This is a genomic window from Brachyspira hampsonii 30446, from assembly GCF_000316195.1.
In the GTDB taxonomy this organism is placed as follows: Bacteria; Spirochaetota; Brachyspiria; order Brachyspirales; family Brachyspiraceae; genus Brachyspira; species Brachyspira hampsonii_C.
In genome coordinates, this window is record NZ_JH994111.1 from 144,345 (window position 1) to 162,867 (window position 18,523).

The window sequence follows — 18,523 nt, forward strand, 5'->3', positions numbered from 1 at the left end:
TTTATATTTATTACCTTATTGTAAATCTAGCCCCAAGAAGTACCTCATGGGCATCATTAAAACCAAAACCTAATAAATATCTATATCCCAAATCCAAAGCAAACCAATCAAGTATATTATAAACTAAACCAGCATTAATTCCAAATGCAAAAGAGCTTCTAGTAATAATGGTTTTTCCTATATTATCGTAAGCATAATGCATTTGATATAATCTGTTTCCAAAAGATAGTCCAAAGTATATACTCATATTAGGAATTCTATTGTATAGAGCTCTTGTAGTGAGATTATCCAATTCATTGTTTTTTACAAAAAATATATTTATATCATAATATACACTTGCCATTATGCTTTGCATCCAAGTATCTTTTTTACCAATTACTCCCTGAAACATATATTCTATATCAATTCTTAAAGGTACTAATCTAGTTTTTCTAAATAAATCGTATCCTACAGCAAAACCTCCGCCTATATAATTGTTTTTTTCAAGAAAAGGAAGTTTTCCTAACTCTAGTTTATTTGTTTTATTTAGAGCCTCATGTTTAAAATTGATTTTAGGGGCTATATAAACACCTGAGAAAATTGCTGCAGAAAGGTTTTTACTAGAGAAAGCAACAATAAAAAATAATAATATAATTACTAATCGTTTCATATAACAACCCTTTTATTTTAAATAAACAAAATTTTTTCTAAATAAATTATTAGTGTTAGTATTATTAAATAAATAACTGTTCATACCTAAACTATTATTTAAATTATAATTACTGCTAAATTTATATTTACTTTTCTCTCCTAAATAACTTTGAGGAGGATAAGCAGGCATTTGAACATTCTGTACAGGCATTATAATCATAGTTCCTGTTTTGCATGAAGCAAGTGCAATTAATATTAATAATAATAAAGCTATTTTTTTCATAAGCATCATTTCCTCAGATCTGGTATTGGGAATCTAGCTGCTATAGCAAATTCATGTGATAAAACATTATCCAAACCATATAATATTCTGTATCCTAGATCCAAGTTAAGGAAACTAGTAACATATATGTCAACTCCCACAGCACCCCCTATAGCAAATGTAGGACTAGGTACTGTTACAGTAGCTTTTACTCTTCCATTATCTTCAAACCATCTGTCATAAGTATTTGCATTTATTTTTGTTCCCATTAAGAGTCCTAAATATAATGACATTATAGGAGTTCTGCTATATATTTCTTCTGCGGTAATAGTTTTTAATTCACTCTTTTTTATATGATATATATGCATGCTATAGTAAGCGGCAGCTAATATAGAATGCTGAGATTGTTTTACTATATTAGCAGTATGATAATTTCCTGTCATACCATCTTTAAAAGTATATTCTAATTCTAATCTCAAAGGTATGTTTCTTTGATATCTATAGAAATCAAAACCTGCAGAAAAACCCGCTCCAAGATAATTATTCATTATGCTCTGATTTTTATTATTTTTAAAACCAGAATCGTTAAAATTGTATACAATTTTAGGTGCTACATAAAATGCATCTATTAGCGGAAACAAAGATGAACTCATAAAGCAAGTTATTATTGATATTAATAAAATTTTTTTCATACTAAAAACCTTACAAAACATTATCAATTATTAAAAAGATATACCTACAGCCAATCTAGGAAGCGGTATTAATCTAATGCCCGGTGTAAAAGAATAACCTATGTCAAGCAAAGATATATCTATAAACGGACGAACTCCCCAATCGGCACCTGTTTTAGAAAATAAATCTATTCTAAATCCCATTTCTCCAGATATATAAAAGTCATAAACAGTAGTAGTTTTATATCTTGTAGTTCCATCATCTCTTAATTCTTTACCATTAACTATGAATGTAGTCATACCAACTTTAGGAAGCAGGAAGAATCCGCTAGGAGTATCATTTTTATTGAAGTAAAATCTCACTCCTATAGAAGCAGGTATAGCTATTGTACTTCCATTATAAAATTTGCTTAAAGTAGCAGAAGCTATTATATCACCGGCACTATTTCTTACAGGTTCTGAATAATCACTATAGTGAGTATCAAAAGCATAAAAACCTAAAGTGGCATCTATGGATTGTTTAGGCAGATAAGTGTAATTATATGTTAATCTTATTCCAAATTTACCATCATACAATTTACCGCTTGCCCCTTCTTGTGTCTTGAATATTAGTTCAGTAATAAGTGGCATAGTACCCATAGAAAATAATGTGGTACCGAAATCTATTCCTAAAGAATGCTTTAAATAATCCTGAGCATTAATTATAGTACCTGATATAAAAATTAGTATAGATGTAAAAATGATAATTTTCTTTATGTTCATAATTCAAATCCATTAAAATCTTAAACTGAATCCAATTCTAGGAAACAATGCAAATCTTATATTTGAAAGATATTTAGCCCAATCAGGGAAACTGCTCCAAGCAGGTATATTAAATGCTGAAAAACCAGCAGTTAAAGAAGTAACGCCTCCTGTTACTGTATTATATACATTTCCAGTCCAAGGTCTTACATAATATCCTATTTCAAGAATAGCAATATCAATAGTTGGTTTTACTCTCCATTCTTTAGTAGGGAATAACTCTATATTCCAACCCAATTCATAAGAAATATATAAAGCAGCATCATGAACTGTATGTTCAGTTTTTATACCGGTAAGCCCATTCTCTGTAGTTACGGTATAGAAAAATGCATCTATTCCGAAACGAAAAGCATTATAGAATTGTCTTTTAGGACCGTAAAATTTTACTCCGAATGTGGCAGGCATAAATATAAATGATGCATTGAAAACTGTATCTCCGCCTACAACATTAGCATAATTTCCTTGTCCTAATGTTTCTAATAACTTTCCAGCGTTTTCTTTAGTGATAGTTAAATCATAAGAGCTGGAATAAACACCTATTCCTGCTTCCAAAGCTATTTGATTATGAACAAATAATGAATAAGAGATTGCAGGTATGTACCAAGCAGATCCTTTTGCATCGGCATAATCAAAATATTTATTTATATCGCCTAAATCAATGCCTATTAATCCGCTTAGATTTGCAGCATTATTTACAGCAGTATTAAACAGCAGCGGATAAAAAATAGCTCCTCCCGGATTTAAATTAAAGCTTATCATTTGTCTTCCTTTTATCCAACTGTAATCTTCTCCTGTTACTTCTGTTGAAAGAGGAAGCCCTTTAGAATAAGCATAAATATGAAAGCAAAATAAAACAGATAATAATATTAAACATTTTCTCATAATAAAAACCACTTATTTATTTTATAGCCTCTCCTGCAGTAAATCCTCCGCTGGAGTTTTTTAATATATTTTCAATTTCAGCTTTTTTGTCAGCAGTAAGATTAGTACCTTTTAATATTTCATCAGAATTGCTCAAATCTATTTTATCAGCACCTTTATCTATAATTGCACTTATCAAATTTCCAACAACAGCCTCTCCTCCATCATCATCAAGAACATCAAGTACAGCATCCACTGCTTTTTTGGCCTCTTCATTCATTTTTACAACATAAAGTTCGTTTCCTGAAGGAGCAGCCATTATATATCCTCCATTGCTGTCTTTATATACTCCTCCTATACCTAAGATAGGTTCTTCAAAAGTATAACTTCCATTAAGTGTTCCTGAGCTTCCGCTAATGGTAAGTGTATTTCCATCAGCTTTTGCACCAGCCCAATTACCGCTTTGCATTTTTGATAAAATTAAATCTGCTCCGGGTTTAGTAATTTTTACTCCATAATCTTTTGTGCATGAAGTTATTAAAATGACGCTTATAAATGAAATAATAGATAGTATTTTCATGGTATATTTCCATAAATTAATTTATTTTTTATAATACTTTTATAGTATATACCGGTATATAAAATATTGCAATCCTTAATTATGAATTTTTCTATATTTTTTAATATTTTTCTATATTTTTTAAAAAAAATTAATATAATTATTTTACATTTTTTATTTTTATATATTACAAATTCTATAATATATGGCTATTTTTTTAAAATTGTATTTATATTTTATGAGATAAGAGAGATATGGTGCGTATTTTTTTGTTATATTTATAGTATAATAAAATTTTTTATGTCTATATTTATATAAAAGACAATTATTTATAAATTTAGATTTTTATAGGATTATAAAGTATTTTTTATTAATTTTATGTTTATTTCATGCTTTTTTGTTTTTCTTTTTTATCTATTATAGATCTGTTTGCAAGTTCTTCTTTTATGTCATTTATTGTTATATTTTTTTCAACCATTAATACTAGAGTATGGTATAATAAATCAGATATTTCATATATGGTTTCTTTACTTGAATCATTTTTTGCACCTATTATAACCTCTGTGCATTCTTCTCCGACTTTTTTTAATATTTTATCTATTCCGCTATTAAATAAATAAGTTGTGTATGATCCTTCTGTTTGATTAATTTTTCTTCCCTTTATTAGTTCATAAAGTTTATCTATAGAGAAATCTTTGTAATCTTCTTTTGAATATACTTCATTAAAAAAGCAGGATTCAGCACCTGTATGACATGCTGGACCGTCTTTAATAACTTCTACAATTAAAGCATCATTATCGCAATCACTCTTTATAGATTGTATATGCTGATAGTTTCCAGATGTTTCTCCTTTTCTCCAAAGCTCCTGTCTGCTTCTGCTGTAAAAGCAAGTTTTTTCTTCTTTAATGCTTATTTCAAGACTTTCTTTGTTCATATATGCTAGAGTTAAAACTTCTTTTGTATAATAATCTATAACTATTGCAGGTATTAAACCTTTTTCATCAAATTTTAATTTTTCTATTTTGTTTTGATTAATATCGCTCATAAATAATTCCTAAATATTATTAAGTGTAATTATGCTATAAATATAATTTTTTTGCAATATTTATTATGAAATTGATGATATTTAATTATTAATTTTTATTTTTTATAAAGTATATGAATACTAATAGTCATAAATTTTATAATTCGTGATTGATTTTGAAGTATTTATTATAGGCAAAATAATTAAGAAAATTAATTAAAATGAAAAAAATAATAAAAAAACTATTAAATACTATTGATTTTTTTGTATAGTTGCTTTATAATGCTCTAACTTTCATAAAAGCGATTAAAGCGTATAGTATGGTTTTTCTCACTATGATTAAGTTTTAATACTATAATTGCTCAGTTAATAAATACTGTTTCGTGTTTGAAGTTTTATAAAGAAAAATATTAATGTGTCATTCCTTAAAACGGATTGGCTTGTAAAAAAATAAAGAATTAGAGGTTTTGTATTTTATGCCTACAATTAATCAATTAGTAAGAAAAGGTCGCAAGCGTATAATAAATAAAACAAAATCGCCTGCATTAATGAAATGTCCGCAAAGAGAAGGTGTTTGTACTCGTGTAACAACAACTACACCAAAAAAACCTAACTCAGCTATGCGTAAAATTGCCCGTGTAAGAATAACAAATGGTATGGAAGTAACAGCTTATATTCCTGGTATAGACCATACATTGCAAGAACACAACCGTGTACTTATAAGAGGCGGTCGTGTTAAAGACTTACCTGGTTGTCGTTATCACATAGTTCGCGGAAGCCGTGAAGCTACAGGTGTAGAAAAGAGAATGAAAGCTAGAAGTAAATATGGTACTAAAAAACCAAAGGCTTAATGGAGTAAATTAATATGGCTAGAAGAAGAAGAGCACAAACTAGAAAGATAGATGCTGATCCTGTTTATGGAAGCGTTATTATTAGTAAATTTATAAACAAGTTAATGTATGACGGTAAAAAAAGCAAAGCTGAAAATATATTTTATAAAGCTATGGATTTAGTTAAGCAGAAAACAGGAAAAGACGGATTAGAGGCTTTTAATGAAGCTATTGAAAATATTAAGCCTCGTGTAGAAGTAAAATCAAGAAGAGTCGGAGGTTCTACATATCAGGTTCCTGTTGATGTAAGACCAGACAGACAGAATTCTTTAGCTTTTACATGGCTTATAGATGCCTCAAGAAAAAGAGGTGGAAGAAGCATGATAGAGCGTTTGTCAAATGAAATAGCTGATGCTATAGACGGAAAAGGTCAGGCGGTTGCTAAGAGAGATACAGTTCATAGAATGGCTGAAGGTAACAAAGCATTTGCTCACTTCAGGTGGTAGTTTTTAAGGAGAAAGTTTAGTGGCACGTCAAATTTCATTAGAAAACACACGCAATATTGGTATTATGGCTCACATTGATGCTGGTAAAACTACTTTAAGTGAGCGTATTTTGTATTTTACAGGTAAGACCCATAAGATTGGGGAAGTTCATGAAGGTGCAGCTGAAATGGACTGGATGGAACAGGAAAGAGAAAGAGGTATTACAATTACTTCTGCTGCAACAACTTGTTTTTGGAATGGTCATAGAATTAATTTGATAGACACTCCGGGACACGTTGACTTTACTGCTGAGGTAGAAAGATCTTTGAGAGTATTAGATAGTGCAGTAGGCGTTTTCTGTTCAGTAGGAGGTGTTCAGCCTCAGAGTGAAACAGTTTGGAGACAAGCTAGTAATTATAAGATTCCTAGAGCTATTTTTGTTAATAAAATGGATAGGATAGGAGCTAATTTCTATTCTGTTTTAGATCAGACTAGAGAAAGATTAAAAGCTAACAGTCACCCTGTAGTTATACCTATAGGTGCAGAAAGCAGTTTTGAGGGTGTTGTTGACTTAGTAAATATGAAAGAGATAATTTGGGTTTCTGAAGACGGTATGAAAATGGAAGAGAGAGAAATCAGGCCTGAATTAAAAGAAAAAGCAGAAGAATATAGAAATTCATTGTTAGAAGCAATCGTTGAATATGATGACGATGCTATGAATAAGTTCTTTGAAGGTGAGGAAATAGATGTTCCTACTATAAAGAGACTTATAAGAACAGCAACATTGACTGCAGATTTCTTCCCAATGTTCTGCGGTACAGCATTCAAAAACAAAGGTATTCAAGTATTAATTAATGGTGTTGTTGATTATTTACCATCTCCTGTAGATAAACCTGAGGTAGAAGGTACTGATTTAGATGGTAATGTTATAAAAAGAAAAATTTCAGATGATGAGAAATTCAGTGCATTAGCATTCAAAATAATGACAGATCCTCATGTAGGAAAAATAGCGTTCTTGAGAGTTTATTCAGGAATTTTAGAATCAGGTTCTTATGTTCTTAATGCAACAAAAGGCAAAAGAGAGCGTATCGGAAGAATACTTCAGATGCATGCTAATAAAAGAGAAGAAATTGAGCAGGTATATGCTGGTGATATAGCAGCCGCAGTAGGTCTTAAAGATACTACAACAGGTGATACATTATGTCCTGAAAATGCTCCTATAATATTAGAGGCAATCAATTTCCCAGAGCCTGTAATTAATGTTGCTATAGAACCTAAAACAAAAGGCGACAGAGATAAAATGTCAGTAGCTTTATCAAGACTTGCAGAAGAAGATCCAACATTCAGAGTTAGCTTTGATGAAGAAACAGGACAGACAATCATAGCAGGTATGGGTGAGCTTCACTTAGAAATTATCTGTGATAGAATGAAAAGAGAATATAAAGTTGAGGCAAATGTAGGACGCCCTCAAGTATCTTATAGAGAAGGTATTAAGAAAACAGTTGAGGTACAAGGTAAATTTGTTCGTCAGTCAGGCGGTAAAGGTCAGTACGGTGATGTATGGCTAAGAATAGGACCTAATGAACCTAATGCAGGATTCAAATTTAATAATGAAATCGTTGGAGGAGCAGTTCCAAGAGAATATATACCGGCAGTAGAAAAAGGCTGTATAGAATCTATGAATACAGGAGTTCTTGCTAACTATCCTATGCTTGATGTTATAGTATCAGCTTTTGACGGATCATTCCACCCTGTAGACTCATCAGAAATGGCATTCAAAATTGCTGCTTCTATGGGATTTAAAGAAGGATGTAAAAAAGCAGATCCTTATTTGTTAGAGCCTATGATGACAGTAGAAGTTGTAACTCCTGAAGATTATATGGGTGATATAATAGGAGACTTAGCTTCAAGAAGAGGTCAGGTTCATGGATTTACAGATAAATCAGGTTATAAATCAATCAATGCTACTGTGCCTCTTGCAGAGATGTTTGGTTATACTACAAGTATAAGAAACGTGTCTCAAGGAAGAGCAAGTTATACAATGCAGTTCTCACATTATGAGGAAGTACCTAAAAATGTAGCAGAAGAGATAATAGGTGCTAGAATGGGTAATAGTAAGTAACTAATAAAATATTAGTATTAAAATAAAAAACAAATTTCCTAAAGGATAAATAATTGGAGGATTAAAATGGCTAAAGGAACTTACGAAGGTACAAAAACACACGTAAACGTTGGTACTATTGGACACGTAGACCATGGTAAAACAACATTAACATCAGCAATAACAGCAGTATCATCTGCTATGTTCCCAGCAACAGTACAAAAAGTTGCTTATGACTCAGTAGCAAAAGCTTCTGAAAGTCAAGGTAGAAGAGACCCAACAAAAATATTAACAATCGCAACTTCACACGTTGAATATGAATCAGATCACAGACACTACGCACACGTAGACTGTCCAGGTCACGCAGACTACATTAAAAACATGATTACAGGTGCAGCTCAAATGGACGGAGCTATCTTGGTAGTATCAGCAGAAGATGGTGTAATGCCTCAAACAAAAGAACACGTACTTTTATCAAGACAAGTAGGTGTAAATTACATCGTAGTATTCTTAAACAAATGTGATAAATTAGATGACCCAGAAATGGCAGAAATCGTAGAAGCAGAAGTAATAGATGTATTAGACCATTATGGTTTTGACGGTTCTAAAACTCCTATTATTAGAGGTTCTGCTATTAAAGCTATTCAAGCTATTGAAGCAGGTAAAGATCCTAGAACAGATCCAGATTGTAAATGTATAATAGACTTATTAAATGCATTAGATACATATATTCCAGATCCAGTTCGTGAAGTAGATAAAGACTTCTTAATGTCAATAGAAGATGTATACTCAATTCCTGGAAGAGGTACAGTTGTTACAGGAAGAATTGAAAGAGGTAAAATCAAAAAAGGTGATGAAGTAGAAATCGTTGGAATAAGACCTACTAAGAAAACTACTTGTACAGGTGTAGAAATGTTCAAAAAAGAAGTAGAAGGTATAGCAGGTTACAATGTTGGCTGTCTTTTAAGAGGTATTGAGCGTAAAGAAGTAGAAAGAGGACAAGTATTAGCTAAACCTGGTACAATTACACCTCATAAAAAATTTGAAGCAGAAGTTTATATCTTGAAAAAAGAAGAAGGCGGAAGACACAGCGGTTTCGTAAGCGGTTACAGACCACAAATGTACTTCAGAACAACAGATGTAACAGGAGTAATCAACTTACAAGAAGGAACACAAATGATTATGCCTGGTGATAATGCTAACTTAACTATTGAACTTATCACACCAATCGCTATGGAAGAAAAGCAAAGATTTGCTATTCGTGAAGGTGGTAAAACAGTAGGTAACGGTGTTGTAACAAAAATATTAGAATAATTTAGAGCGAAATAAAAGGGTATACCTTTTTAATTAAAGATATACCCTTTAATAAATTAAGAGAAAGCGAGTAATTCAAGCTATGAAAGAACAGAAAATACGAGTTAAACTAAAAGCCTTTGATATTGAGCTTATTGATCAATCAGCTCAGTCTATAGTAGCTAGTGTAAAGAAAACAGGAGCTAGAGTATCAGGACCTATACCATTGCCTACAAGTATTCGTAAGGTAACAGTAATAAGAAGTCCGCATGTAAACATAAAGTCAAGAGAACAATTTGAGATGCGTATATATAAAAGATTGATAGATATCTTTGATGTAACACCTCAGACAACAGAGTCTCTTAAGAAATTGGCGCTTCCAGCTGGGGTTGATGTTCAGCTTAAATAAGCGTTTAATTAAAAAATATTAAAGATAAAGCTTTACTACGTTTTATCTGTAATAGTTTGAAACATTAAAAAGTAGTAAGTAAAATCATTATAGAGGATTCGCCGATGGTAGGAATAATTGGCAAAAAATTGGGTATGACAACAGTTTTCGATGAAACTGGTAATGCTATAGCAGTAACAGTAGTAGAGGCTGGACCATGCACAGTTATGCAGATAAGAGATAATGAGAAAGATGGCTACAGTGCAATTCAATTAGGCTATGGTGCCGTAAAAGAAAAGCATTTGAAAAAGCCACAAATAGGTCAGTTTAAAAAAGCAAATTTAGAGCCTAAGAAATATTTAAAAGAGTTTAGAATGGACAATACTAGTTCTTATACAGTAGGACAAGAGCTTAAAGCAGATATATTTCAAGCAGGCGATTTTATAGATGTTAGTTCTTTGAGTAAGGGTAGAGGTTTTGCCGGTGTAATGAAAAGACATAATTATGACGGCGGTCCTATGAGCCATGGTTCTAACTTTAGAAGAAGAGCAGGTTCTATAGGATGTAACAGTTACCCAGCAAGAGTATGGAAAGGTAAAGGTATGCCTGGACACATGGGTAATACTTTGACTACTATTCAAAACTTAAAAGTGGTTGAAATAAGACCAGATGATAATTTGATTATGATTAAAGGTGCTATACCAGGTGCAGTTAATAGCATAGTTAAATTAACATCAGCAGCTAAAAAACGCAATAAGAAAAAGAACTCAATGAATTAATAGAGTGAAATAATAACAGGATGATAAAATGGAAGTAGTAATACTAAATGAAAATGGAGATAGCGTAGGCAATTTAGAGATTGTTGATGAGATATTTAAATCAGAAGTTAACAATAATCTACTTTACGAAGCAATCAAAAATGAATTAGCTAACAGACGCCAGGGTACTCACTCTACAAAAACAAGAGCAGAAGTTTCAGGAGGTGGTAAAAAACCTTGGAGACAAAAAGGTACAGGAAGAGCTAGAGCAGGTTCTACAAGATCCCCAATTTGGGTAGGCGGTGGTAAAACACATACTCCTAAGCCTCGCGATTATAGCTATAGATTGCCAAAGAAAATGAAACGTAAGGCTCTATTGTCTGTTTTATCTTTAAAATATGGAAACAATGTTCTTAAAGTTTTTGAGGACTTCACTTTTGATGCTCCTAAAACAAAAAGAATGGCTAGTTTTATAAGTAAGGTTAAAGAACCAAATACAAGAAAAGTGGCATTTGTAGTAGGTAAAGATGAATCTTTAGGTGATAATTACAATAAATTATTATTATCTTTAAGAAACATCAAAGATTTAAAGCTTGTAAATGCAGACAGTATGTCTATACATCCTTTATTTTATGCTGATGAGGTATATTTTACTAAAACAGCTTTATCTAAATTAAATGCTAGAATTAAGGGTTAAAAAATATGAGCATGTATTCACTTTTAATTGAACCTATACTTACAGAAAAAAGTAATATGCTAAGAACTGAGCCTAGAGGAACAGAGAAGCGTTATTATGTATTTAAAGTAAGACAGGATGCTAATAAGCAGGAATTGATGAAAGCGGTTGAAAAAATATTCAATGTACATCCGCTCGATTGTAAAATAATAAATGTTAAGCCAAAGAAGAAAAATCGCAGAATGAGCAGACGCGGATACACACGCAGTTATAAGAAAGCGATAATAGTTCTTGACGGCAAAGAATCAATAGATATAGTAAAATAATGAGGGATAACCGATGGCTATTAAGAAATTTAAACCGACAACACCAAGTTTACGCTATCGTACAGTAGTGGACTTTTCGGATATTACGACAAATGAGCCTTGTAAATCATTAGTATGCGGAAAAAAACGTATAAGCGGACGCGGTTCTAATGGTCGTATCACTATGCGTCGTCGCGGAGGCGGACATAAAAAACTATTTAGATTTGTAGATTTTAGAAGAGATAAGCATGATATAGAAGCTAAAGTAGTTTCTATAGAGTATGATCCTAACAGAACTGCTCGTATAGCTTTACTACACTATACAGATGGCGAAAAAAGATACATAATATGGCCATTGGGACTTAATGTAGGTGATAGAGTAGTAAGCGGAGAAAATGCAAAAGTTAAAGTTGGTTGTACTTTACCATTGAAAAAAATTCCATTAGGTACTATAATACATAACATTGAAATAACTCCTGGAAAAGGCGGTCAGCTTGTTAGAGCAGCAGGAGGTGGTGCTCAGATAACAGCTAAATCAGGTGGTTATTGTGTAATAAGACTTCGTTCTGGAGAAGAAAGAAGAATCTTAGAAAATTGTTATGCTACTATAGGTCAAATTGGAAACCTAGATCATTTCAATACTACTGATGGTAAAGCTGGTACTACTAGACATAAAGGCAGAAGACCAAAAGTAAGAGGTGTTGTAATGAACCCAGTAGATCACCCTCATGGTGGTGGTGAAGGTAAAAGCGGACAAGGTAATCCGCATCCTGTTTCACCAACAGGTGTGCCTACTAAGGGATACAAAACTAGAAAGAAACATAAATATTCTGACAGATTAATAATCAAAAGAAGAGGGGGTAAAAAATAATGTCTCGCTCTATTAAAAAAGGACCTTTTGTAGATAAGAATCTTTTTAAGAAAATACAAGCTGGAGATAACAAGCACCAAATAAAAACTTACAGCCGTGCTTCAACAATTATTCCAGAAATGATAGGTTTCACTATAAATGTGCATAATGGTAAAACATTTGTAGCAGTTTATATACAAGAGAACATGATAGGTCATAAACTAGGCGAATTTGCACCAACAAGAAAATTTATATCTCATGCAGGTGCCGCTAAAGTAGGTAAGAAATAAGGATTTAGACTATGGATTATAAAGTAAAGGTACGTTATTTACGCATTGGCCGCAGAAAAGTAGCAAGACTTCTTCCTTTTGTTAAAGGAGAGTATGTTAACCATGCTATATCTAATCTAGCAGCAATGCCACAGATGTCATCAGTAGTTCTAAGAAAGGCTATTAAAAGCGGAATAGCTAATGCTATATTCCAATCAAGAAATATCAATCCGGATACATTATGGGTAAAAACTGCTTATGTAGATAAAGCACCTACTCTAAAAAGAATACGTGCAGCAAGCAGAGGCAGTGCAGATCCAATATTAAAAAGACTTTCACATATTACTATAATTTTAAGTGATGATAAAAAACCTGAAAAGAAAAAATTAAAAGCTAAAAGTGCTAAAACAGAAGAAGCACCTAAAGCAGCGGAGGTATAAACTATGGGTCAAAAGGTTAGTCCAATAGGCTTAAGACTCGGAATTAACAAAACTTGGTCTAGTAAATGGTTTGAAGATAGCAGAACTTATGCAGACAGTTTGCATGAAGATTTATCTATCAGACGCTATATAATGAATTACTATTATAAAACATTAAAAGAAGAACAAAAGAAAATAGGCGGAAAAAAAGAGTCTTTTGACCCTGCTATATCTGATATACAAATAGTTCGTTTCCCAGATAGAATCAATATTTTCATCTCTACTGCAAGAGCAGGTGTTGTAATAGGACCTAAAGGTCAGAGAGTTGAAACTGTAAAAACAGCAGTTCAGAAAATGGTTAAAAAACCGGTTCATTTTTCTATTACAGAAATCAGAGATGCAGAATTAGATGCTACATTAGCAGCTCAGAATGTGGCTCGCCAATTAGAAATGCGTGTTGCTTTCAGAAGAGCTATGAAAAGTGTTATAACTCAGGCTATGAAAAAAGGTGCTAAAGGAATAAAAGTTATGTGTTCTGGTCGTTTAGCAGGAGCTGATATTGCTAGAACAGAACAATACAAAAATGGTTCAGTACCATTACATACATTGAGAGCTAATATAGATTACGGCACTGCAGAAGCACTTACTACATTCGGTATTATCGGAATAAAAGTGTGGATCTATAAGGGAGAAATTCTTGATAAAAAAGAACATAAACAAGATGATGCAGGTAAAGTTATCAGTGCCAAAGGAGATAGATAATGTTACAACCATCAAGAATGAAATATCGTAAACATCATAGAGGAAGAATGAAAGGCAAATCAAAGAGAGGAAGTAATTTAACTTTCGGAGATTACGGCTTAATGGCATTAGAACCTGTATGGCTTACAGATAGACAAATTGAGGCTGCGCGTATTGCTATATCAAGACATGTTAAACGTGTAGGTAAAATGTGGATAAAAGTATTTCCAGATAAACCTTATACTAAAAAACCTGCTGAAACTAGAATGGGTAAAGGTAAAGGTAATGTTGAATATTGGGTAGCTGTAGTTAAACCTGGAAAAGTAATATTTGAAATATCAGGTGTTCCAGAAGAATTAGCTCAATCAGCTTTCAGACTAGCTGGTTTCAAGCTCCCTATAAAAACTAAGTTCATTAAGAGGGAGGCTATATAATGGCTAAGGATAAAAAAGATTATAAGTCATTAGGTTTAGAAGAGCTTAAAGGTGAACTTCTAAAATTAGAAAAAGAATATCAAGAGCATAGATTTGAAAAAGTAGTTGGTGATGCAAGACAAACACATCAGCTTAAAAAAGCTCGTAAAGATATAGCTAGAGTTAAGACATTTATTCGTCAGCATGAACTTGGCATAAAAAAATAGTGAGGTATTACTGTGGAAAGCAAAGCAAAAAAATATAAAAGAGTACTTGAGGGAATTGTAGTTTCTGATAAAATGGATAAAACTATAGTTGTAAAAGTAGAAAGCAAGCAGAAACACCCGCTTTATGGTAAAACTATTAGTAAAAATAAAAGATATAAAGCTCATGATGAAAAAAATGAATGTCATGAAGGCGATTTAGTAAGAGTGATAGAGTGCAGACCTCTTAGTAAAGATAAAAAATTCAGATTAACAAAAATAATCAAGAAAGCAGAGCGTATAGATAAAGATTCTATAGACAGCGATGTAGAAAGCGTATTAAAACGTGAAAAACATGCTCCAGAAGCGGCAGTTTCTTCACAGGTTGAAGGAGAGTAAGAACTATGATACAAGTACCAAGCACTCTTAATGTAGCTGATAATACAGGCGTAAAGAAGTTAAAATGTATTAAGGTATTAGGCGGAAGCAGACGCAGATATGCTACTTTAGGTGATGTAATTATCTGTTCTGTAACAGATATAATACCTACTTGCTCTATAGAAAAAGGTAAAGTAGTAAAAGCTGTAATCGTAAGAGTAAAAAAAGAAGTTAGACGCCCTGACGGTTCATATATTCGTTTCGACGAGAATGCTGCTGTTATAGTAGATGATAAAAAAGAGCCACGCGGTAAACGTATATTCGGACCGGTAGCTCGTGAACTTAGAGACAGAGGCTTTATGAAGATAGTATCACTTGCACCAGAGGTAATATAATTATGATAAAGAAACAAGATTTAAGTAAGACAAAATACAAAGTAAAAAAAGGCGATACTGTTGAGGTAATAGCTGGAGAGCAAAGCGGAGAACGCGGAGAGGTATTGTCTGTAGATAGAACAAGAGGCAGAGTTTTAGTAAAAAACATCAATATGGTTAAAAAAACTATGCCTAAAAGCCAAGAGAATCAAAAAGGCGGTATAGTTGAAAAAGAAGCTTCAATACATATATCCAATGTAATGGTAGTAAACAAAGCTGGAAAAGCTACTAGAGTTGGAAGAAAAGAAGTAGATGGTAAACTAAAAAGATATGCCAAAAAATCGGGCGAAGTTCTTGATAAGTAAGTAGGAGAAATAAATTATGTCAGTATTGAAAGATAGGTATGAAAAAGAAATTAAACAGTCTCTTCTAAAAGATATGAATTTAAGCTCTACTATGGCTATCCCTAAAATAGAGAAAATTATAATCAATATGGGAGTAACTCAGGCTGTAACAGACAAAAAATATGTTGATTCTGCTGTAGAAGAACTAAGCCAAATAGCAGGACAGAGAGCGGTTGTAACAAGAGCTAAGAAGTCTATAGCTAACTTCAAATTAAGACAAGGAATGCCTATAGGCTGCAGAGTAACTTTAAGAGGCGAAAGAATGTATGACTTCTTAGAGAGATTAATATTCATAGCATTACCAAGAGTAAGAGACTTCCAAGGTATTCCTAGAAGAGGTTTCGATGGTAATGGCAACTATAACTTAGGAATAAAAGAACATACTATATTCCCAGAGATAAGTTTTGATAAAACAGATGCCGTAAAAGGCTTAAATATAACAATAGTAACTACTGCAGATAATGACGATATGGCACGCACTTTATTAGAAAGAGTAGGTTTGCCATTCCGTGCAGCACCTAAAAGTCAGGAGAATAAATAATGGCTAGATTGGCACTTAAAGTTAAAGCTACAAAAAAACAAAAATATAAAACAAGACAATATAACAGATGCCCAATATGCGGCAGACCTCGTGCTTATATAAGACAGTACAAGATGTGCAGAATATGTTTTAGAGATTTAGCAAATAAAGGTTTGATACCGGGCGTAACTAAGTCTAGTTGGTAATTTAAGGAGAATTATAAATGAGTGTACATGATCCAATAGCAGATGCTTTAACTATAATAAGAAATGGTTGTAGAGCAAAAAAAGAGTCTGTTGCTATACCTTTTTCTACAAAAATGGAAAATATACTTGCAATTTTAAAGAAAGAAGGTTATATTAATGACTTCAAAAAAGTAGAAGTAAAAGATAAAAATTTCTTCCGCATAGAAATAGATTTGAAATATTATGAGGGAAGTTCAGTAATAGAAGGAATTCAAAGAGTATCAACTCCGGGTTTAAGAGTTTATACATCAGTAGATACTATACCTCAAGTAAAAAATGGTTTCGGTATATCTGTAATATCTACAAGTAAAGGCGTTATGACAGATAAAGAGGCTAGAAAAGAAAAAGTCGGCGGCGAAGTTTTATGCAACGTTTGGTAATAAATTATTAAGAGGGTATTAATAATGAGTAGATTGGCAAATAAACCTATAGCGATACCTCAAGGTGTTGAAGTTAAGATAGACGGACATAAAGTAATCGTAAAAGGTAAAAGAGGGGAGTTGACAAGAGAGTTTTTTGATTATATAATGATTGAAGTCGAAAATAATTCTCTTTGGGTTAAACCTCCTAAAATTGAAAGTACTGACGAGAAAGCTATTAAAGAAAATAGAGCTAAATATTCTGCACAATTAGGTCTAGTGTGGAAGCTGGTTTCTAATATGGTAGAAGGCGTTACTAACGGATATAAAAAAGTTCTTCAATTAGAAGGTACAGGTTATCGTTCTAATGTTCAGGGAGATACTATAACATTGCAATTAGGCTTTTCTAGTGATGTGAAAATGAAAATACCGGAAGGTGTTAAAGTATCAGTAGAAAAAGATACTAAAATAATTATCGAAGGCAATGATAAAGAACAAGTAGGTGAGCTTGCTATGAATATCAAAAAGAAAAGACCTGTTGAACCTTATAAAGGTAAAGGTGTTAGATTTGAAGGCGAGCATGTAAAATATAAAGAAAGTAAAAAGGCTGCTAAGTAAGGGGTTTTTTATGAGTTTAAGAGAAAAAATTAAAGCTCAACGCGAAAGAAGAAAAAGAAGTATTCGTATAAAAATAGAAGGAAGTTCAGAGCGTCCAAGACTTACAGTTCATAAAAGTCTTAAATATGTATCTGCTCAAATAATAGATGATAGTAAAGGTATAACTTTAGCATCAGCATCTTCTCAGGAAAAAGATTTAAAAAGCGGTAAAAATGTAGATATAGCTAAAGAAATAGGTAAAATTTTAGCCGCAAGAGCAAAAGAAAAAAATATAAATGAAGTTGTATTTGACAGAAACGGATATATATATCATGGAAAAATAAAATCCCTAGCTGACGGTGCTCGTGAAGCAGGATTGAAATTTTAAGGAGTATTACCTTGGCACACGATATAAATAACAACGAAGAAAAAAGTATGTATGAAGAGCGTCTAATAACTTTAAACAGAGTAGCTAAAGTTATGAAAGGCGGAAGACGTTTTAGATTTGCTGCTTTAATGGTTTTAGGCGATAAAAATGGTCATGTAGGTTTAGGTTACGGAAAAGCAAACGAAGTACCAGATGCTATAAGAAAAGCTATAGAGCAAGCTAAGAAAAACATGATAGAAGTTAACTTAAAAGGTGAAACTATACCTCATAATACAGTTGGTGTATTTAGAAGCAGCAGAATAATAATGAAACCAGCTTCTAAAGGAACAGGAGTTATTTCAGGCGGTCCTGCACGTGCAGTGTTGGAATTAGCAGGAGTAAAAAATATTCTTTCTAAGTCTTTAGGAAATAACAACTCTATGAACCTAGCTAAAGCTACTTTTGAAGGTTTAAAATCTTTGAAAACAGTAGAGTATATGGCTAATAAAAGAGGTGTAAGTATAGATCAGATTTATGGGAGGGCAGAATAATGGCTAAAGTTGTAATAACATTAGTAAAATCTCCTATAGGTTATGAGAAATCTCAAAGAGACACAGTTGTAGCTTTGGGTTTCAAAAAAGGCAAAAGAGTTGTAGAACATGAAGCAACTCCTCAAATAAACGGAATGATAAATAAAATATCACATCTTCTTAAAGTAGAGTATAAGTGAGGTTCTTAAA

Annotated in this window: 31 protein-coding genes; 24 read left to right on the forward strand and 7 right to left on the reverse strand. The window is 32.4% G+C overall.

What is annotated here, in order from left to right; translation table 11 throughout:
• Window positions 1-10: 10 nt before the first annotated feature.
• The 7 genes from A966_RS05425 to hisIE form a co-directional block, all read right to left on the reverse strand.
• Window positions 11-649 (reverse strand): outer membrane protein, encoded by a 639-nt coding sequence (locus A966_RS05425; protein WP_008723351.1) that lies wholly within the window; start codon window positions 647-649, stop codon window positions 11-13.
• Window positions 650-661: 12 nt separating this feature from the next.
• A complete protein-coding gene (locus A966_RS05430; RefSeq protein ID WP_039955689.1) occupies window positions 662-913 on the reverse strand; it encodes a hypothetical protein in 252 nt (83 codons plus the stop codon).
• A 5-nt stretch (window positions 914-918) separates the two neighbouring features.
• Complete coding sequence (locus A966_RS05435) at window positions 919-1,584, reverse strand: hypothetical protein (RefSeq protein ID WP_008723354.1); 666 nt, start codon at window positions 1,582-1,584, stop codon at window positions 919-921.
• 30 nt (window positions 1,585-1,614) lie between these two features.
• Window positions 1,615-2,325 carry a hypothetical protein gene (locus A966_RS05440; RefSeq protein ID WP_008723356.1) on the reverse strand — a complete coding sequence of 237 codons (711 nt, stop codon included), beginning with the start codon at window positions 2,323-2,325 and terminating at the stop codon, window positions 1,615-1,617.
• A gap of 12 nt (window positions 2,326-2,337) precedes the next feature.
• A complete protein-coding gene (locus tag A966_RS05445; RefSeq protein WP_008723358.1) occupies window positions 2,338-3,246 on the reverse strand; it encodes a hypothetical protein in 909 nt (302 codons plus the stop codon).
• A 16-nt stretch (window positions 3,247-3,262) separates the two neighbouring features.
• On the reverse strand, window positions 3,263-3,805 hold the full coding sequence (locus tag A966_RS05450) for a hypothetical protein (RefSeq protein WP_008723359.1): 543 nt from the start codon (window positions 3,803-3,805) through the stop codon (window positions 3,263-3,265).
• A 361-nt stretch (window positions 3,806-4,166) separates the two neighbouring features.
• On the reverse strand, window positions 4,167-4,829 hold the full coding sequence (hisIE, locus tag A966_RS05455) for a bifunctional phosphoribosyl-AMP cyclohydrolase/phosphoribosyl-ATP diphosphatase HisIE (protein WP_008723361.1): 663 nt from the start codon (window positions 4,827-4,829) through the stop codon (window positions 4,167-4,169).
• A gap of 455 nt (window positions 4,830-5,284) precedes the next feature.
• On the opposite strand from hisIE, the gene rpsL reads away from it, so the two are divergent.
• From rpsL to rpmD, 24 genes are all read left to right on the forward strand, one after another.
• Window positions 5,285-5,659: a 30S ribosomal protein S12 gene (gene rpsL, locus A966_RS05460; protein WP_008723364.1), complete on the forward strand. Its 375-nt coding sequence runs from the start codon at window positions 5,285-5,287 to the stop codon at window positions 5,657-5,659.
• Between the two features lie 14 nt (window positions 5,660-5,673).
• On the forward strand, window positions 5,674-6,144 hold the full coding sequence (gene rpsG, locus A966_RS05465) for a 30S ribosomal protein S7 (RefSeq protein ID WP_008723367.1): 471 nt from the start codon (window positions 5,674-5,676) through the stop codon (window positions 6,142-6,144).
• 19 nt (window positions 6,145-6,163) lie between these two features.
• Window positions 6,164-8,245, forward strand: a complete 2,082-nt coding sequence (gene fusA, locus A966_RS05470; RefSeq protein WP_008723368.1) for an elongation factor G — start codon at window positions 6,164-6,166, stop codon at window positions 8,243-8,245.
• Between the two features lie 66 nt (window positions 8,246-8,311).
• Window positions 8,312-9,538: an elongation factor Tu gene (gene tuf, locus A966_RS05475; RefSeq protein ID WP_008723369.1), complete on the forward strand. Its 1,227-nt coding sequence runs from the start codon at window positions 8,312-8,314 to the stop codon at window positions 9,536-9,538.
• 82 nt (window positions 9,539-9,620) lie between these two features.
• A complete protein-coding gene (rpsJ, locus tag A966_RS05480; protein WP_008723370.1) occupies window positions 9,621-9,926 on the forward strand; it encodes a 30S ribosomal protein S10 in 306 nt (101 codons plus the stop codon).
• A gap of 104 nt (window positions 9,927-10,030) precedes the next feature.
• Entirely contained in the window at window positions 10,031-10,684 is a 654-nt protein-coding gene (gene rplC, locus A966_RS05485) for a 50S ribosomal protein L3 (RefSeq protein ID WP_008723371.1), read from the forward strand.
• A 28-nt stretch (window positions 10,685-10,712) separates the two neighbouring features.
• On the forward strand, window positions 10,713-11,360 hold the full coding sequence (gene rplD / locus A966_RS05490) for a 50S ribosomal protein L4 (protein ID WP_008723372.1): 648 nt from the start codon (window positions 10,713-10,715) through the stop codon (window positions 11,358-11,360).
• 11 nt (window positions 11,361-11,371) lie between these two features.
• Window positions 11,372-11,665 carry a 50S ribosomal protein L23 gene (gene rplW, locus A966_RS05495; protein ID WP_176720004.1) on the forward strand — a complete coding sequence of 98 codons (294 nt, stop codon included), beginning with the start codon at window positions 11,372-11,374 and terminating at the stop codon, window positions 11,663-11,665.
• A gap of 13 nt (window positions 11,666-11,678) precedes the next feature.
• Entirely contained in the window at window positions 11,679-12,515 is an 837-nt protein-coding gene (gene rplB / locus A966_RS05500; protein ID WP_008723375.1) for a 50S ribosomal protein L2, read from the forward strand.
• Entirely contained in the window at window positions 12,515-12,784 is a 270-nt protein-coding gene (gene rpsS, locus A966_RS05505; protein WP_008723378.1) for a 30S ribosomal protein S19, read from the forward strand. Before rplB ends, rpsS begins: the two co-directional genes overlap by 1 nt.
• Window positions 12,785-12,795: 11 nt before the next feature.
• Window positions 12,796-13,203, forward strand: a complete 408-nt coding sequence (gene rplV / locus A966_RS05510) for a 50S ribosomal protein L22 (protein WP_008723380.1) — start codon at window positions 12,796-12,798, stop codon at window positions 13,201-13,203.
• Between the two features lie 3 nt (window positions 13,204-13,206).
• Window positions 13,207-13,944, forward strand: coding sequence for a 30S ribosomal protein S3 (gene rpsC / locus A966_RS05515; protein ID WP_008723382.1), 738 nt, complete (start codon window positions 13,207-13,209; stop codon window positions 13,942-13,944).
• Complete coding sequence (gene rplP / locus A966_RS05520; RefSeq protein WP_008723384.1) at window positions 13,944-14,357, forward strand: 50S ribosomal protein L16; 414 nt, start codon at window positions 13,944-13,946, stop codon at window positions 14,355-14,357. The genes rpsC and rplP overlap by 1 nt, the downstream gene beginning before the upstream one ends.
• Window positions 14,357-14,563: a 50S ribosomal protein L29 gene (rpmC, locus tag A966_RS05525; protein ID WP_008723386.1), complete on the forward strand. Its 207-nt coding sequence runs from the start codon at window positions 14,357-14,359 to the stop codon at window positions 14,561-14,563. The genes rplP and rpmC overlap by 1 nt, the downstream gene beginning before the upstream one ends.
• Window positions 14,564-14,575: 12 nt before the next feature.
• Complete coding sequence (gene rpsQ / locus A966_RS13775) at window positions 14,576-14,938, forward strand: 30S ribosomal protein S17 (protein WP_008723388.1); 363 nt, start codon at window positions 14,576-14,578, stop codon at window positions 14,936-14,938.
• Window positions 14,939-14,943: 5 nt separating this feature from the next.
• Window positions 14,944-15,312, forward strand: coding sequence for a 50S ribosomal protein L14 (rplN, locus tag A966_RS05535; protein ID WP_008723391.1), 369 nt, complete (start codon window positions 14,944-14,946; stop codon window positions 15,310-15,312).
• A gap of 2 nt (window positions 15,313-15,314) precedes the next feature.
• A complete protein-coding gene (gene rplX / locus A966_RS05540; RefSeq protein ID WP_008723393.1) occupies window positions 15,315-15,656 on the forward strand; it encodes a 50S ribosomal protein L24 in 342 nt (113 codons plus the stop codon).
• Window positions 15,657-15,672: 16 nt separating this feature from the next.
• Window positions 15,673-16,236: a 50S ribosomal protein L5 gene (gene rplE / locus A966_RS05545; RefSeq protein WP_008723394.1), complete on the forward strand. Its 564-nt coding sequence runs from the start codon at window positions 15,673-15,675 to the stop codon at window positions 16,234-16,236.
• The gene (locus A966_RS05550) at window positions 16,236-16,421 is read left to right on the forward strand and encodes a type Z 30S ribosomal protein S14 (RefSeq protein ID WP_008723403.1); all 186 of its coding nucleotides are present in this window, start codon (window positions 16,236-16,238) and stop codon (window positions 16,419-16,421) included. Before rplE ends, A966_RS05550 begins: the two co-directional genes overlap by 1 nt.
• A gap of 17 nt (window positions 16,422-16,438) precedes the next feature.
• A complete protein-coding gene (rpsH, locus tag A966_RS05555; protein WP_008723405.1) occupies window positions 16,439-16,840 on the forward strand; it encodes a 30S ribosomal protein S8 in 402 nt (133 codons plus the stop codon).
• Between the two features lie 24 nt (window positions 16,841-16,864).
• Complete coding sequence (gene rplF, locus A966_RS05560) at window positions 16,865-17,437, forward strand: 50S ribosomal protein L6 (RefSeq protein WP_008723406.1); 573 nt, start codon at window positions 16,865-16,867, stop codon at window positions 17,435-17,437.
• A gap of 10 nt (window positions 17,438-17,447) precedes the next feature.
• Complete coding sequence (rplR, locus tag A966_RS05565; protein WP_008723408.1) at window positions 17,448-17,804, forward strand: 50S ribosomal protein L18; 357 nt, start codon at window positions 17,448-17,450, stop codon at window positions 17,802-17,804.
• Between the two features lie 11 nt (window positions 17,805-17,815).
• Window positions 17,816-18,334 carry a 30S ribosomal protein S5 gene (gene rpsE / locus A966_RS05570; RefSeq protein WP_008723410.1) on the forward strand — a complete coding sequence of 173 codons (519 nt, stop codon included), beginning with the start codon at window positions 17,816-17,818 and terminating at the stop codon, window positions 18,332-18,334.
• Window positions 18,334-18,513 carry a 50S ribosomal protein L30 gene (rpmD, locus tag A966_RS05575; protein WP_008723411.1) on the forward strand — a complete coding sequence of 60 codons (180 nt, stop codon included), beginning with the start codon at window positions 18,334-18,336 and terminating at the stop codon, window positions 18,511-18,513. Before rpsE ends, rpmD begins: the two co-directional genes overlap by 1 nt.
• Window positions 18,514-18,523 lie beyond the last annotated feature (10 nt).